This window comes from Streptomyces sp. NPDC044719, assembly GCF_056433405.1.
Genome location: NZ_JBWKHE010000001.1, coordinates 34,102 through 49,331, shown reverse-complemented (window position 1 = coordinate 49,331; position 15,230 = coordinate 34,102). Strand labels below are relative to the sequence as shown.

Sequence of the window (15,230 nt, the reverse complement as noted above, 5' to 3'; positions counted from 1 at the left end):
CTCGGGCGGGGTGCCTACCGTCCTCTCACCCCCGGGCCCGCGCGAGCCGGGCCGCGTGGGTCGGCGCGTCCGGCACGTCCGCCGGGCGGCCCACGGCGAACTCCTTGCGCAGCACCGGTACGACCTCCTCGCCCAGCAGGTCGATCTGCTCCAGCACGGTCTTCAGCGGCAGCCCGGCGTGGTCGACCAGGAACAGCTGGCGCTGGTAGTCGCCGGCGTACTCCCGGAAGGCCAGCGTCTTCTCGATGACCTGCTGCGGGGTGCCGACGGTCAGCGGCGTCTGCTCCGTGAAGTCCTCCAGCGACGGCCCGTGCCCGTACACAGGGGCGACGTCGAAGTAGGGCCGGAACTCGCGCACGGCGTCCTGCGAGTTCCGCCGCATGAAGACATGCCCGCCGAGCCCGACGATCGCCTGCTCGGGCGTGCCGTGCCCGTAGTGGGCGAACCGCTCCCGGTACAGCTCGACCATGCGCCGGGTGTGGTCGGCCGGCCAGAAGATGTTGTTGTGGAAGAAGCCGTCGCCGTAGAACGCGGCCTGCTCGGCGATCTCCGGGGAGCGGATCGACCCGTGCCAGACGAACGGCGGTACGCCGTCCAGCGGCCGGGGCGTCGCCGTGAAGCCCTGCAGGGGCGTACGGAACTTCCCCTCCCAGTCGACGCCCTCCTCGCGCCACAGGCGGTGCAGCAGGGCGTAGTTCTCGACGGCGAGCGGGATGCCCTGCCGGATGTCCTGCCCGAACCAGGGGTACACCGGCGCGGTGTTCCCGCGGCCCAGCATCAGATCCACCCGGCCGTCGGCCAGGTGCTGGAGCATCGCGAAGTCCTCGGCGATCTTCACCGGGTCGCTGGTGGTGATGAGGGTGGTGGCCGTGGAGAGGACCAGCCGCTCGGTGCGGGCGGCGATGTAGCCGAGCATCGTGGTCGGGGAGGAGGGCACGAAGGGCGGGTTGTGGTGCTCACCCGTGGCGAAGACGTCGAGCCCGGCCTCCTCGGCCCTGAGCGCGATGGCGACCATGGCCTTGATCCGCTCGCGTTCGGTCGGTGTCCGGCCCGTGGTCGGGTCGGGCGTGACGTCGCCGACACTGAAGATCCCGAACTGCATGGTCGCTCACCCTCCAGATTGTTTACCCTTCAACCGTACCTGGGGGAACGACAGCGGGCGCGGGGGCATTCCAGTGGGGGTCCCTGCCGGTCCGCCCGAGCAGCCGCTCCCAGGCCGGCGCGCCCTCCGCCACCGGCACCGGCTCCCCGAACACCCCCATCTTCCTGGCCGTCGGCGCCAGCTCGTCCACCGCGCCGGACAGCTCCGCCACGACCGCCTCGTCGGCGCCCGGATACTCCTGGCCCGTCGCCCGCGCCAGGTCCCACACGTGCACGGTCAGATCGAGCAGGGCCATCGAGCCGACCAGCCGCGCCGGCATGTTCATCCCGCCCGTCGTGCCCTCCTCGGCACCCGGCGCCGACCAGGCCGCCACCAGCCGCTCCGACTCCTGAGCGAGCCGCTCACGCCACTCGGGGCCCCCGGCGACCGGTTCGGGCGCCGCACCGAAGTCCGCCGCCTCCTTCACGGCCAGCCGCTGGAACTGCACGATCACCTGGAAGAGGTGATCGACCAGCGCCCGCACGTCGTACTCGGCACAGGGCGTGGGAGCGGCGAGCGCCGCGTCGGGAATCCCCCGTACCACCGGCACCGCCCGCTCCCGCGCCAGGCCCAGCAGCTCACCGATGCCGTACGTCTTCACAGGGTTCGTGTCCATGCCCCGACCGTAGGGACGTCCACGACCGCCCATCTTGAAGAAACGCGACGTACGATCCGGCCATGGAGGCACCCCGCCACGACACCCGCGGGATCGTCGACCCGTCCGGGCTGCTGAACCGCGTGCGATTCCGCCGCCACGAGCCCGCCGAGCCGCTGCGCCGGCACGTCGAGTGGTACTGGCTCATCGACTGGGACCTGCCCGAGCCCTACGCCTCCCACGTCGTCCCCCATCCGTCCGTCAACCTCACCTTCCAGTGGGACGAGGACGAGAGCCCGCCCTACGGCGAGGTCACCGGCGTCGCGCTCGGCCTCTACACCAGGAAGCTGACCGGACGGGGCCGGGTCTGCGGGGCGAAGTTTCGCCCCGGCGGCTTCCGGCCGTACGCCCCCGGGCCGCCGGTCTCCCGGTGGACGGGCCGCACACTGCCCGCCCAGGAGGTCTTTCCGCAGATCACCGCCGACACCGCCCGCTCGGTCGTCACCCCCGCCGACGACCGCGCCCGGGTCGCCGCCCTCGACGCCTTCCTGCTCTCCCTGCCCTGCGCCCCGGACCCGCAGGCGGACCTCGCGATCGACCTCGTCGAACGCATCCGCGCGGACCGCTCCGTGCGCCGCGTCGGCGACTTCGCCGAGGCGCGGGGCCTGTCGGTACGGGCGCTGCAACGGCTCTTCTCGACCCGGGTCGGCGTCAGCCCCAAATGGGTCATCCTCCGCTACCGCATCCACGAGGCCCTGGAACAGGCAGGCCACCGCGGCGACATCGACTGGGCCGCCCTCGCCGCCGACCTCGGCTACGCCGACCAGGCCCACCTCGTACGGGACTTCACGGCGACGGTGGGGGTGCCCCCCACGGCCTACGCGGCGGAGGCCCGGGCCGGGCACTGAGGGATCCTTTCACCATGCCGAGCATGCGAAGCTGACCACCATGTTCGTGCTCCGCTCCGCCGCCCTGTTCGTCGTCGCCGCGCTGTTCGAGATCGGCGGCGCGTGGCTGGTCTGGCAGGGCGTGCGCGAGAACCGGGGCTGGCTGTGGGCGGCCGGCGGCGTCCTCGCGCTCGGCGCGTACGGCTTCGTCGCGACGTTCCAGCCCGACGCCCACTTCGGCCGTGTACTCGCCGCGTACGGCGGGATCTTCGTCGCCGGTTCGATCCTCTGGGGCGTGGTCGCGGACGGCTACCGCCCGGACCGCTGGGACATCGCGGGCGCGCTGATCTGCCTCGCGGGCATGGCGGTCATCATGTACGCCCCGCGAGGTGACTGACCGGCCCCTTCGCCCGGCTCAGAACGGCCCGGCTCAGAACGGCTCGTCGGGCGGCAGCAGACCCAACTGCCCCAGGAAATCCATCTCGTCGAAGTACAGCCGGTAGTCGACGATCCGCCCGTCCCGCACGGTGGCGATGTCCACCCCGCGGATCCTGATCTCCTTCTGCGTCGGCGGGAGCGTCTCACCGTTGGGCAGCTCCAGCGGCCCGGTGTTGCGCCCGCTGAAGACCCCCTCGTCGATGGCCGTGTCGCCGACCTCGTAGGAATGCAACGGCTGGAACGTCCCCTCGGGGACCGCCTCCGTCATCGTCCGCCAGTACTCGACGATGTTGTCGCGCCCGCGCAGCTCACCCTCGTCAGGGGTGAAGGCCACCGCGTCCTCGGCGTACAACTCGCCGATGACCTTCAGATCGGCGTGCGTGGTGATCGCGTCCGTGAGCCGGTCCATGACCTCACGTGCCTCGCCCATGATCCACCTCCAGGGAAGACCGGAAAACCAGGGCACCACCCGCCCTCATTCTCCCACCGCGGGGCCGACCTATCCTGGCCGGAAGCCGGTACGCAGAAGTCGGTCCGCACATCACGCCCGAGGAGCTCCCATGGCCACCGCCGCCCCGTCCGCAGCCTCCCGCATCGCCGTCGTCACCGGTGCGAGCAGCGGAATCGGCGCCGCCACGGCCCGACAGCTCGCCGCGGCGGGCTACCGCGTCGTCCTCACCGCGCGCCGCAAGGACCGCATCGAGGCACTGGCGGAGGAGATCAACAAGGCGGGCCACCAGGCCACGGCCTACGCCCTCGACGTCACGGACCGCGCGGCGGTCGACGAGTTCGCCACGGCCTTCAAGACGATCGGCGTCCTGGTCAACAACGCGGGCGGCGCGCTCGGCGCCGACCCGGTCGCGACCGGCGACCCGGCCGACTGGCGCCAGATGTACGAGACGAACGTCATCGGCACGCTCAACCTCACCCAGGCCCTGCTGCCCAAGCTGGACGCGAGCGGCGACGGCACGGTCGTGGTCGTCTCCTCCACCGCGGGCCACGGCACCTACGAGGGCGGCGCGGGCTACGTCGCCGCCAAGCACGGCGCCCACGTCCTCGCCGAGACCCTGCGCCTGGAGATCGTCGGCCGGCCGGTCCGCGTCATCGAGATCGCCCCCGGCATGGTCAAGACGGACGAGTTCGCCCTGACCCGCTTCTCCGGCGACACGGAAAAGGCCGAGAAGGTCTACGAGGGCGTGGCCGAACCCCTCACGGCCGACGACGTCGCCGACACCATCACCTGGGCCATCACCCGCCCCAGCCACGTCAACGTAGACCTCCTGGTCCTCCGCCCCCGCGCCCAGGCCTCGAACACGAAGGTGCACCGGGAGTCCTGAGCCGGCCGGTCAGCCCTTCACGCAGACGACCTGCTTCAGCTTCGCCACGACCTCCACCAGGTCCCGCTGCTGGTCGATGACCTGCTCGATCGGCTTGTAGGCGCCCGGGATCTCGTCCACGACGCCGGAGTCCTTGCGGCACTCCACGCCCCGGGTCTGCTCCTCCAGGTCCTTCGTCGAGAAGCGCCGCTTGGCCGCGTTGCGGCTCATGCGCCGGCCCGCGCCGTGCGAGGCGGAGTTGAAGGACTTGTCGTTGCCGAGGCCCTTCACGATGTACGAGCCCGTGCCCATGGACCCGGGGATGATCCCGTACTCGCCGGAGCCGGCCCGGATCGCGCCCTTGCGGGTCACGAGCAGGTCCATCCCGTCGTAGCGCTCCTCGGCCACGTAGTTGTGGTGCGCGCTGATCTCCGGCTCGAAGGCCGGCTTCGCCTTCTTGAACTCCTTGCGGACCACGTCCTTCAGGAGCGCCATCATGATCGAGCGGTTGTACTTCGCGTACTCCTGCGCCCAGAACAGGTCGTTGCGGTACGCCGCCATCTGCGGGGTGTCCGCGACGAAGACCGCGAGGTCGCGGTCGACGAGGCCCTGGTTGTGCGGGAGCTTCTGGGCGACGCCGATGTGGTGCTCGGCCAGTTCCTTGCCGATGTTCCGGGAGCCGGAGTGCAGCATCAGCCAGACGGAACCGGTCGTGTCTGTGCAGACTTCGACAAAATGGTTTCCGCCGCCGAGCGTTCCCATCTGCTTTGTGGCGCGTTCTGCACGGAACTTGACCGCTTCGGCAACCCCGTCGAACCGCCCCCAGAAGTCCTCCCAGCCGGCCGTACCGAACCCGTGCAGCCGCCCCGGGTCGACGGCGTCGTCATGCATACCCCGCCCCACCGGAATCACCTGCTCGATCCGCGACCGCAGCCGCGACAGATCCCCGGGCAGGTCGTTCGCCGTCAGGGACGTCTTCACCGCCGACATCCCGCAGCCGATGTCGACCCCCACTGCCGCCGGGCACACCGCACCCCGCATCGCGATGACCGAGCCCACCGTCGCGCCCTTGCCGTAGTGCACGTCGGGCATGACCGCGAGGCCCTTGATCCACGGCAGCGTGGCTACGTTCCGGAGCTGCTGGAGCGCACCCTCCTCGACCGAGGCCGGGTCGGCCCACATCCGGATCGGCACCTTCGCGCCAGGCACCTCTACATACGACATAACGTCCTCAATCCCCCGTAAGCGAACAGAAGTCTTCAAGAGCAAATACCGGAGCCAAGGTCTACGAAAGGGAATCCGGACCGGCGTTCACGGCAGTGCGTGCGATACACATTGTGTTCATCGGCTGCCCCGCGACGGCAAGCCAATATCCGCCCCGAGAGGAGCCCCCACGTGCAACGGAAGGCGTACGCACCCGCTATCGCCGCGCTCCTCGCGGCCCTGCTGGCCGGCTGCACCGGCAGCTCGGGCGACGACGGCCCGACGGACGACTCCAACCCCGGTGACACCGGCACGGCTTCACCCGCCGCCGAGCCGGGCCGCTACCGCACGCTCCCCGAGCCCTGCACCGCGGTCGGCCAGAGCACGCTCGGCGAACTCCTGCCCGGCATCCGGCAGATCACCGACGGCGAGCAGCGCGAGAAGGCCTACGAGGGCGAGCCGACGGCCACGTTCGACACCGACCGCAAGGTCGGTTGCCAGTGGAAGGTCGACGGCCCGCAGGCCACCGACCATCTGCTCATCGACTTCGAACGGGTCGTCTCCTACGACAACGCCGTCAGCGACGACAGCCAGGCCGAGCAGCTCTTCGCGGAGCGGGAGGCCGCCGCCCACCTCCCCGAGCCGACGGCCACCGAGTCGGTCACCGAGTCGGCCGCCACGGAGTCCCCCGCCGCCGGCAGCACCCCGGCAGGCGGCTCCTCCGCCGCCCCGAGCGGTCCTCCCGGCTCGGCCTCCCCCCCCTCCGGCGCCGCGTCGCCCTCGACGTCCACCTCCGCCGCCCCGACCGAACTCCAGCCCCGCGTGCTGGAGGATTTCGGCGACGAGGCCTTCATCGACGACGAGCTGAGCAGCTCAGGTTCGACGGCCAAGCAGCGGACGGTGACTGTGGCATTCCGCACGTCCAATGTCATCGTGACCATCGAGTACGCCGAACAGCCCGCCACCGTCGGCGTCGTCCCGGACAGCAAGGAATTGCAGGACAGGGCCCAGAAACTGACCTCCCAGCTCGCCGATTCGCTGAGCGACTGAGGCCCCTTCACGCCCCCTTCACGCACACCCGCAAACCACGCGAAGGAAGACCACACCTCCGCCGCACCGCGTACGGTGACCACTCGGCCCCGTTCCGACCGCAGGGAACCACGAGCGTCATGAGTGAAGGAACCATGCAGCGACGAGCACAGCGAGACCAGCAGGACCAGCGAGCGAAGCGACTCAACCGCGTCCTTGTCTGCGCGGCCGCCGTCCCCGTGATGCTGGTCGCCGCCGGCTGCTCCTCGGACTCCGGCTCCGGCGACAGCACCGACAAGGCCGCGAACGCGGCGGCCTCGGCGTCCGCGAGCCCGTCGCCGACCGTCGAGGCGGCGGCGTACGACAAGCTTCCGGAGTCCTGCAAGGCACTGTCGAAGAAGACGCTGAAGGAGCTCGTCCCGGAGAGCAAGTCCGGCAAGGAGGGCAAGTCGGACGATATCTCCACGCGCGGCAGCTGCTCCTGGAACAGCCTCGACAACAACGGCGTGAAGGGCTCGCAGTTCCGCTGGCTGAACGTGTCGATGCTGCGCTTCGAGTCGGACACCACCCGCGGCTCCGGCGAGAAGCTGGCCCAGCAGTACTACGAGAAGCAGGTCCAGGACGCCCAGGCCGCCGAGGGCGCCAAGGGCGTCAAGTCGGAGCCGGTGACCGGCACGGGCGACCAGGCGACGGCCGTGAGCTACGACCTGAAGAAGAAGGAAGGCACCTTCAAGCAGCAGACGGTCGTGGCACGCGTCGAGAACGTCGTCGTCACGCTCGACTACAACGGCGCCGGCCTGGCCGGCGACAAGTCCCCGAGCGCCGGCGAGATGGCCAAGGACGCGAAGAAGGCCGCCAAGGAGGCGGTGGCCGCGGTGTCCGAGGCGAACGGAGCGGGCGGCGGCAAGGCGAGCGGCGAGCCGTCGAAGTCCCCGTCCAAGGAGCCCTCGAAGGGAGCCTCGGAGGGACCCTCCAAGGACTCCTCCGCGTCGCCGTCGAGGACGCCCGCGAAGAAGAGCTGAACACCGCCGACCGGAACCGGCCACCCGTCCTCCGCACACATGTGCCACCCTGTTGCGCGCAACAGCACGCAAGGGGAGGGGAAGACGGGTGGCCGCGCCACAACTGACTCGGATGCACCGCGTTCTCATCGGCGTGGTCGTGGCCGGCGCTGTGATCATCGCCGGTATCGGCTTCGCCGGTTCGTACGCGGCGGTCCGCGAGTTGGCCCTGAAGAAGGGCTTCGGGAACTTCTCCTATGTCTTCCCGATCGGCATCGACGCGGGCATCTGCGTCCTGCTGGCCCTGGACCTGCTCCTCACCTGGATCAGGATCCCCTTCCCCCTGCTCCGCCAGACGGCCTGGCTCCTGACAGCGGCGACGATCGCCTTCAACGGCGCGGCCGCCTGGCCGGATCCGCTCGGTGTCGGCATGCACGCGGTGATCCCGATCCTGTTCGTGGTCGCGGTCGAGGCGGCCCGCCACGCGATCGGCCGGATCGCCGACATCACGGCCGACAAGCACATGGAGGGCGTCCGCCTCACCCGCTGGCTGCTCTCCCCGGTGCCCACGTTCCTCCTCTGGCGCCGCATGAAGCTCTGGGAGCTTCGCTCCTACGACCAGGTCATCAAGCTGGAGCAGGAACGTCTCGTCTACCAGGCGCGGCTGCGCTCCCGCTACGGCCGCAGCTGGCGCCGCAAGGCCCCCGTGGAGTCCCTCATGCCGCTGAGGCTGGCACGCTACGGCGTCCCGCTGGCGGAGACGGCCCCGGCGGGGCTGGCGGCGGCGGGTATCGAACCGCAGCTGTTGCCGCAGCCCGCAGCGCCGGCACTGGAGTCCAGGGCCGTCCAGGCGACGACACCCGCCCAGGCGTCGATGCCTGCTGCGGCTGTCGAGGAGGGGCCGAGCCAGTGGTTCGCCACGCCCCAGCACGTGCAGTATCAGGGCGACTACGACCCGCACTACGAGCCTCCCAGGTATGCGCCGCCTCCGCAGGAGCAACAGGCCTTCCCCGACGGACAACCGCAGCAGGACCCGGTGCCCCAGTTCCGCGCAACCAAGTCCGAGCCTGCTCCCGAGCCGATGCCCGAGCCGGTCCTGGAGCAGGCACCGGAGCCGCAGGTCCAGGTACCGAACGGCGCGGGCGGTATGCGTCCCCTGGGCGAGGGCGTATCGGACGCAGGGCCCTCGGACGAGGACCTGTACCAGGTGTTCCGGTACTCGATAGAGGGCGAAGGCCTGCCCACGCCGACCGCTTTCGCCGCGAACGTCGAAGCCGCGTACGGGTTGCGCCTCCAGTCTCGCGATCTGAACAAGTACATGGACCAGTTCGCTGCCCGTCTCAACAGTGAGCTGCTGGAAGAGCACATCGCATAGGCCGGAACCAAGACCCCGGCAGGGCGGGGCCACATTCGCCCTTGGTGCCCGAAATCAATGAATTTCGGAATCAAATCCTAGATTGCTCGAGTCAGAAATGACTGAAGACTGCTGGCCGTCATGACGAGGGCATCTTGTGAAGAGCCGATCACGAAGATAAGTTCCTCCCACGCTGGACGGCCGGGGAGTCGAGCGCTGGCCGTGGCAACCAATTTCACAGGGCACCATTCGTCACGAACGGGAGATCCCCATGAACCTCAACCACGACACCGCGCAGGATTTCGACGTCGACGCCCTCCTCGCCCTCGCCGAGGCCGACGAGGCCCTGTCCGTCGAGGCTGTCACTCCGAACCGCCTCAACAGCAAGTACGCCCTTCTGCAGGAGCCCGGCAACAGCTGACCGAGGGACCCGCGCTACAGCCTGACCGGCTGAAGCACGCTCCGTCCGCGTTCTAGTGGCCACACTCGACTCCCCATCCAGCATCGGATCTCCACAAGGGCTCACATGCGGCAGCCTCGAATACTTCTCGTCAACCCGCCCATCTGGAACGTCTACGCGCCTCACCTCGCAGTTCCACTGCTGGCCGCAGTCATGCGTCGGCACGGCTGGCAGGTGTCGTCCCTCGACCTGAGCATCGAGCAGACGGACTGGCTGCTCTCCGCCGACGGGTTACAGGCGCTGCTTCCGCAAGCCGAGCGCCGCCTTGGCGAGACAGCCCTGGATGAGCGACGGGCGCAAGAGGAGATCCTCGCCGTGTTCGGTGACACGGTGGCGCGCATCGACAGTGCCAGAGCCGCACTCAAGTCCCGGGACATTCTGGCGGACCCGCTCGCCTTTACCAACGCCGCCACAGTCGTCCGCAATGGCCTCGCTTGCGTTTCAGGTTCCTTTCCCGGTTTGAATTTCGACCTCCGGGGGAACTTCTCCAGTTTCTCTCACCGACGCTCGGATTCCGTCCTGGAGGCGGCCAGGTCGGCGGACCGTAACGTGTACGGATGGGCTCTGGAACGTCGCCCGATCCCCGAACTGGAGGACGCCGACCTGGCGGTGGTGGGCATCTCGGTGTCCGCCGACACACAGCTGATCGCCGCCCTCACCGTGGCCCGCCACGTCAAGCGCCGGCGGCCGGACGTCCACGTGGTCATGGGTGGGAATCTCACGACGCGCATGGTGAGTCGCTGGCAGGAGGAGCATCCCTTCTTCGAGTACGTGGACTCATTCGTGTCCTACGAAGGAGAGGACGCGCTGCCCGCGCTGTGCGACCGGATCACCGGTGCCGACGACAGGACCGTCCCGGGGCTGCTGGAACGCGACGGCCGTGGTGGACTCCTGCGTACCCCGGCAGCCATGGTCGACGTGACCGATCTGCCCACGCCGGACTTCGACGGTCTGCCGTTGGACCAATATTTTGCGCCAGGCCCCGTCCTGCCGCTTCAGGCTTCGCGGAGCTGCGCCTGGGACTGTGCCTTCTGCTCGATCCCGTTCGCCAGCAACAAGTTCCGTATCCGGCGCGCCGACCAGGTCGTTCACGACATGGCCGCTCTGGCGGCCAAGTACGGCAGCGACACCTTCATGTTCGTCGATGAGATCATGACGCTCACCTCGTTGCGCGGCGTTTCACGGCAGCTGATCGACGGGGGGCACAAACTCTCCTGGTACGGGGAGACCCGGTTCAGCAAGGGGCTTGACGAAGAGCTGGCGAAGGCACTGCGGGACTCCGGGTGCCGACGTCTCGACCTCGGCCTCGAGTCGTACAACCAGCGCGTGCTGGACCTGATGCGCAAGGGGACCAAGGTCGCTGACGTCGAGCCGTCGCTTCAGGCGCTCTTGGGGAACAAGGTGCCTGTCCACCTCTTCTGCATGACCGGGTTCCCGGGAGAGACGGAGGAAGAGGCCCTGAGAACCCAGGAGTTCGCCGCTGAGACACTCCGTCGCTCCACGGAGGAGTTCGGCGTACCGTACTCCACCGCCGCCAACGGGCCGTTCATCCTGGACGTGCTCTCTCCGGTCGGTGAACGTCCCGATCTGTTCGGTGTCGAGCTGATTCCACCAGGCGAAGGCGAGGACCTGGCCTTCGACCTTGACTACAAGGTCGTTGAGGGCCTCACTCAGGAGGACGCGGCCCGACTCACCTCCGGCGGACCGGGTGCGGTCGGGGCCGCGTTCCACCAGGGGACCTGGATCGGGGATGCCGAGGAGTGGTCGTTCTTGTGGGCTGTGGCCGAGGCGGAGCTGCCGGCCCGGCGGGTGACCGCACCTGCTTACTCGTGCCCCGACGTGGGCGCTGCGACCCTGGTGCGGCTCGCGGACGGTGTGCGTGCCAGAACGTCGGCCACCGGGCGGGGCATTCTGCTGCATGTGCCGTCGGGCGACGCCCTGCTGTCGATATCGCAGGAGTGGCGTCCTCTGCTTGACGGTCGATTCCACGCGGTAGCCGACCTCTGGGCGAACGTCGCTTCGACCAGACTGGCCGCGACCACCCTGGCGCGGCTCGCCGCCCACGGGGCCGTGACCTTCGAACCGGCTGACGCCTCCGACGGGCATCGTCCGCTCTGGTATGCCGCTCACCCCCACGAGGTGACGGACAGCCGTGACGACGGCAGTTGCGTGCTCACATCTCCGGAAACGGGGAGTGGAGTCAGGGTCTCCGCCGCCGGCCGACTCCTCTGGTTGCTCGCGGCAGACGGTGCGACGGCTTCTGAACTGTCGGCCCGGTCCCGGCTGCCGGAACAGCAGCTGCGCCCGCTTCTCGAAGATCTGGCCAGGCACCGTGTGATCACAGTGGTCTCTCTCCACCCTGAGCTTCTCGGGCCGCCCCTGCCGACCGCGGCTGCGCGACGTGTGCCCTGACGGCTCGCCCCAGTCCACCGTTGAAACTGCCGCGCGTCGCGGCACGAGTACAGGAGCTTCTCCCTTGCCTCACCCCGTCTCTGTGTCAGGCGCCGAAACGGACCGCTTCTGGAAGGAGTTCGCTTCCCGTCACTGGGAGCAGCAGCCGCTCTCTCTTCCCGATGCCCCCGTTCAGCTGGATATCAGTGACGAGGAACTGCTACGGGCTCTGGTTCTGGCGGCTGACCAGACCAACCGCCCCAAGGGATCGGGACTTCCCAAGGTCGTGGTGACGGTGGACGGCCGGACACAGCCGATCGATACGCGGCCCTTCCTGCCCCTGCCCGAGGACCGCTCCCTGGACCACTACACCGCCCGGGTCGATGAGCGGATGCGACATCACGAATGGAGCGTCGCTGTATCCGGCCTGCACGCTGTCGATGCGCCGCTGTGGGACCGGGCCAAGCGACTGTCCGACGACGTCTACCGGTACACCGGAGCACGGGTCGCCGGTCGCGTGGACATCGACACCTTCATCGGCCGGTACACCTCCACCAATGTCGGCGTGCACGTCGACCACGCGGGGAACTTCGGTTTCACCCTGCGTGGCCGCAAGTCCCTCCTCACCTGGCCGCCGGCGCACGCCGGACAGGTCCCGCAGCACACCGCCGACTATGCGTCGGCTCGTGACCTGGCCGACGTGTTGGTCGGAGTGCCCGGTGCGCTGACCTACTTTCCCTCCGAGCAACTGCATGTGGGTGAGTCCCCCGAAGCAGTGGCTGTCAACGTCAACATCGCCTTCTTCACCAAGAGCGATCCGGCCGCCCTGGTCCTCCAAGCCGTCGGCGGCCTCCTCTCACACACACGTACCGCCGAGGCCGGCCCCGGCGCGCACACTCCGGAGGGCATCCCAGCCGCAGCCGCGGCCGCGCTCACGGCCCTGAAGGAACTGTCCGGCGGCGAGGTCGAAGACGTCGTCTGGGAGCACCACATGCGCTCGGTGACGTCCGGCGGTCTGGGCGTGGGCCGGCCGGCCGAATCACCCGTTCCCGTACCGCGCGACGCCCGGGTCCGGACACACCGAGACATCGTGGTGCGGCAGCGGCTGCTCACCGATGGCCGCCGCGCCGTGGCCACGCAGGGGCACACCCTCAAAGTCGCCGACCATCCGCAGGTCGAGGCAGCCGTGGCCACCTTGGCCAGGGGAGAGACGCTCGACCTCTCGGACTGGGAGCGCGGGGCGGACAGCCCGGCCGTCCCCTTGCTCCATGCCGTGCTGTTGAGGCTGTCGACCTGGCGCGCCATCGACGTCGAAGCCTCCGTGTCCGCCCCCGCACATCAGACGGAGCCGCTCCAGTGACATCCCTGCGGCAGGGCAGGGCGGCGACACTCCTGGTGATCGCCGCCCTGCTGGTGAGTACGGTGGGTGACGAGGTCGCCATGGTGGCGCTGGCCCTGCGCGGTGCTGACCGCACAGGGCTGACATCGGTGGTGTCGGCCCAGATGCTCGCCGGCCTGGTGCCCGGCATTGTCCTGGGCGGCCCCATCGGACGGATCGTCGACCGCTTTCGCGCGGACGCGGTCCTGGGCGTGGCCCTGGCCCTGGAGTGCCTGATCGCCGCGTCCGCGGCCGCGGTCGCGGACGGCGCGGTACTGCTCATCGCCACGATGCTGCTGCTGGGTGCCTTGGGGGCCGTCGCCCAGACCTGCGTGATGGCACTCGTGCCGCAACTGTTCCCGGCTTCCGACGCCCAGCTGCGGGTGAACAGCCTCATGGAGTCTGTGAGAAACGCGGGGTACATCGTCGGCCCGCTGCTGGTGGGCCTGCTGACGGCGCGTGGCGGTACCGGACTGGCGCTGGCAGTCGACGCGGGCACCTTCGCCTTCGCTCTGCTGGCCGTGCCGGTGATCAGCCGCTGGCTGGTCGTGGTGGCCCGGGAACGTGCGCGGACAGCCGACGTTTCTGACGCCACCGCTGTCGGCAGGGACCAAGCGATCACGGGCGGACCGCAGCCCTCCGGGAAGACCGCAGGAGGCCTTCGCGTCGGTCTGGCCCTGCTCTGGGCGGGAGCACAGCGCCGGACCACGCTCGCCACGATCGTGGTCACCGTGGCGGCGACCTCGGTCGTCAACGTGCTGTTGCCCTTCTTCGCGGAAGAGATCCCTGGAGGCACGGCTGTCTACGGCGTGCTGCTGGCAACCTGGAGCGTGGGTCTGGTGCTGGGGCCGGTCACCCTACGGGGCCGGCTCGGTCAGCGGCCTACCGCCGTCGTCGCCGTCGGAGCTGCGGCGATCATCGGCCTCAGTTATCTGGTGACCGGCGCCTACCCGGTCGTTCCGCTGATGCTGGCCGCCTTCCTGTGCGGCGGCATGGCCAACGCCGTGCAGAACGTGGCGCTCCGCACGTATGTCATGGCCGACTGCCCACAGGATGTCCGGGGCCGTGTCGGCGCCGCATACGGAGCGACGCTGCAGAGCTCGGTGGCCGTCGGCTTCGCCCTCGCTGGGCTCGCTCCTGCCGACTGGGCTCGCTGGGGCATCCTCACCGGAGGCGCGGTCGCCTTGCTGGCCGGCACGATCGGCTGGCTCCGTACACGCGCGGTGGCCCCCTCCCCTCAGGCTCTGGCGGAGGACGTGTCCGTGCCCGCCGGAGGGGCATCGGCGGGAGACACGCCGTGAGCAGGCGACGGACCGAGCTCGACCCGGTCATCCCCCGGTTCTGCGCACAGACAGGCGCCTCGCTGCCGCTCGCCTGGGAACTCGCCTGGGCGGAGCAGCCCGACGACGCCGTGGTCAAACTGACACCGCCGCCAGGTCCTCGGGCGTTCGACCGCGCCACCTGGCCCCGTCGCCTGTCTCCGGACATCAGGCTCAGCCTGCCGTCCGGGGTGGGGCTCCGGAACACGCCGGTGCCGTTCCTGCACGGCGAAGGGCCTGTCGCGGTGTTGTTCGGGACGGAACCGTCGGCCTTCGCCGAGGTGCCCGAGCCGGTCGGTGACCTCCTGGCGCGCGGCGCCTCGGTGGCCGACGTCCGCCGAGGGTGGGGGGCGGCAGAGGAAGCCGTCGACCACGTTCTGGTGGGCATGATGCGATGCGGCCTGCTGAGGGGCGACACGTTGCCCCTGGCCCAGCATGAGCCGGACGGTGCGCGGATGCTGGTCCAGGAGGCGTGGGTGCAGGCAGTGGAGCGGGAATCCGGTGTCCACGTCCTCGCCCACACCGCGAGCGGCAACTTCCTCCAGGTCGGTGCGGTCGCTCTCCAGCTGTGGCGGTGGGCTGGGCACGAGGACGGAATCGCCTTCGACGGGCTGCCCGCGAAACTGCACGATGTGGGGGACCGACTGCTGTCCGCCGGCATGGTCCGGGCCGTCCGGGCCTGATGCCGCGTACAGGATGACGGCTGCGGAAGGAGCAG

At 69.6% G+C, this 15,230-nt stretch carries 15 protein-coding genes; 11 read left to right on the top strand and 4 right to left on the bottom strand.

Going from position 1 to position 15,230, the window contains the following annotated elements:
- Nucleotides 1-25: 25 nt before the first annotated feature.
- Nucleotides 26-1,102 (bottom strand): LLM class flavin-dependent oxidoreductase, encoded by a 1,077-nt coding sequence (locus AC07DF_RS00245; protein WP_478965495.1) that lies wholly within the window; start codon nt 1,100-1,102, stop codon nt 26-28.
- 22 nt (nt 1,103-1,124) lie between these two features.
- Complete coding sequence (locus AC07DF_RS00240) at nt 1,125-1,757, bottom strand: TIGR03086 family metal-binding protein (RefSeq protein ID WP_478965493.1); 633 nt, start codon at nt 1,755-1,757, stop codon at nt 1,125-1,127.
- A 62-nt stretch (nt 1,758-1,819) separates the two neighbouring features.
- Here AC07DF_RS00240 and AC07DF_RS00235 point away from each other — a divergent pair, with 62 nt between their 5' ends.
- Both AC07DF_RS00235 and AC07DF_RS00230 read left to right on the top strand, forming a co-directional pair.
- Nucleotides 1,820-2,644 (top strand): DUF6597 domain-containing transcriptional factor, encoded by an 825-nt coding sequence (locus AC07DF_RS00235; protein WP_478965491.1) that lies wholly within the window; start codon nt 1,820-1,822, stop codon nt 2,642-2,644.
- A gap of 40 nt (nt 2,645-2,684) precedes the next feature.
- On the top strand, nt 2,685-3,020 hold the full coding sequence (locus tag AC07DF_RS00230; protein WP_215119737.1) for a YnfA family protein: 336 nt from the start codon (nt 2,685-2,687) through the stop codon (nt 3,018-3,020).
- Between the two features lie 33 nt (nt 3,021-3,053).
- Here AC07DF_RS00230 and AC07DF_RS00225 read toward each other — a convergent pair whose 3' ends face one another.
- Nucleotides 3,054-3,491: an ester cyclase gene (locus AC07DF_RS00225; protein WP_478965489.1), complete on the bottom strand. Its 438-nt coding sequence runs from the start codon at nt 3,489-3,491 to the stop codon at nt 3,054-3,056.
- Between the two features lie 130 nt (nt 3,492-3,621).
- Here AC07DF_RS00225 and AC07DF_RS00220 point away from each other — a divergent pair, with 130 nt between their 5' ends.
- Nucleotides 3,622-4,398 (top strand): SDR family NAD(P)-dependent oxidoreductase, encoded by a 777-nt coding sequence (locus AC07DF_RS00220; RefSeq protein ID WP_478965487.1) that lies wholly within the window; start codon nt 3,622-3,624, stop codon nt 4,396-4,398.
- Nucleotides 4,399-4,407: 9 nt separating this feature from the next.
- On the opposite strand, the gene AC07DF_RS00215 is transcribed toward AC07DF_RS00220, so the two are convergent.
- On the bottom strand, nt 4,408-5,601 hold the full coding sequence (locus AC07DF_RS00215; RefSeq protein WP_478965485.1) for an RtcB family protein: 1,194 nt from the start codon (nt 5,599-5,601) through the stop codon (nt 4,408-4,410).
- Nucleotides 5,602-5,772: 171 nt separating this feature from the next.
- On the opposite strand from AC07DF_RS00215, the gene AC07DF_RS00210 reads away from it, so the two are divergent.
- The 8 genes from AC07DF_RS00210 to AC07DF_RS00175 all read left to right on the top strand — a co-directional run bounded on the left by AC07DF_RS00210 (nt 5,773) and on the right by AC07DF_RS00175 (nt 15,195).
- Complete coding sequence (locus AC07DF_RS00210; RefSeq protein WP_478965483.1) at nt 5,773-6,630, top strand: DUF3558 domain-containing protein; 858 nt, start codon at nt 5,773-5,775, stop codon at nt 6,628-6,630.
- Between the two features lie 134 nt (nt 6,631-6,764).
- Nucleotides 6,765-7,631 carry a DUF3558 family protein gene (locus AC07DF_RS00205; RefSeq protein WP_478965482.1) on the top strand — a complete coding sequence of 289 codons (867 nt, stop codon included), beginning with the start codon at nt 6,765-6,767 and terminating at the stop codon, nt 7,629-7,631.
- A 112-nt stretch (nt 7,632-7,743) separates the two neighbouring features.
- A complete protein-coding gene (locus tag AC07DF_RS00200) occupies nt 7,744-8,985 on the top strand; it encodes a DUF2637 domain-containing protein (protein WP_478965480.1) in 1,242 nt (413 codons plus the stop codon).
- 250 nt (nt 8,986-9,235) lie between these two features.
- Nucleotides 9,236-9,385, top strand: a complete 150-nt coding sequence (locus tag AC07DF_RS00195) for a hypothetical protein (RefSeq protein ID WP_478965478.1) — start codon at nt 9,236-9,238, stop codon at nt 9,383-9,385.
- A 213-nt stretch (nt 9,386-9,598) separates the two neighbouring features.
- Entirely contained in the window at nt 9,599-11,836 is a 2,238-nt protein-coding gene (locus AC07DF_RS00190) for a B12-binding domain-containing radical SAM protein (RefSeq protein ID WP_478965476.1), read from the top strand.
- 82 nt (nt 11,837-11,918) lie between these two features.
- Nucleotides 11,919-13,175 (top strand): hypothetical protein, encoded by a 1,257-nt coding sequence (locus AC07DF_RS00185; protein ID WP_478965474.1) that lies wholly within the window; start codon nt 11,919-11,921, stop codon nt 13,173-13,175.
- Nucleotides 13,172-14,494 carry an MFS transporter gene (locus AC07DF_RS00180; protein ID WP_478965472.1) on the top strand — a complete coding sequence of 441 codons (1,323 nt, stop codon included), beginning with the start codon at nt 13,172-13,174 and terminating at the stop codon, nt 14,492-14,494. Before AC07DF_RS00185 ends, AC07DF_RS00180 begins: the two co-directional genes overlap by 4 nt.
- Complete coding sequence (locus tag AC07DF_RS00175) at nt 14,491-15,195, top strand: hypothetical protein (RefSeq protein ID WP_478965470.1); 705 nt, start codon at nt 14,491-14,493, stop codon at nt 15,193-15,195. The genes AC07DF_RS00180 and AC07DF_RS00175 overlap by 4 nt, the downstream gene beginning before the upstream one ends.
- Nucleotides 15,196-15,230 lie beyond the last annotated feature (35 nt).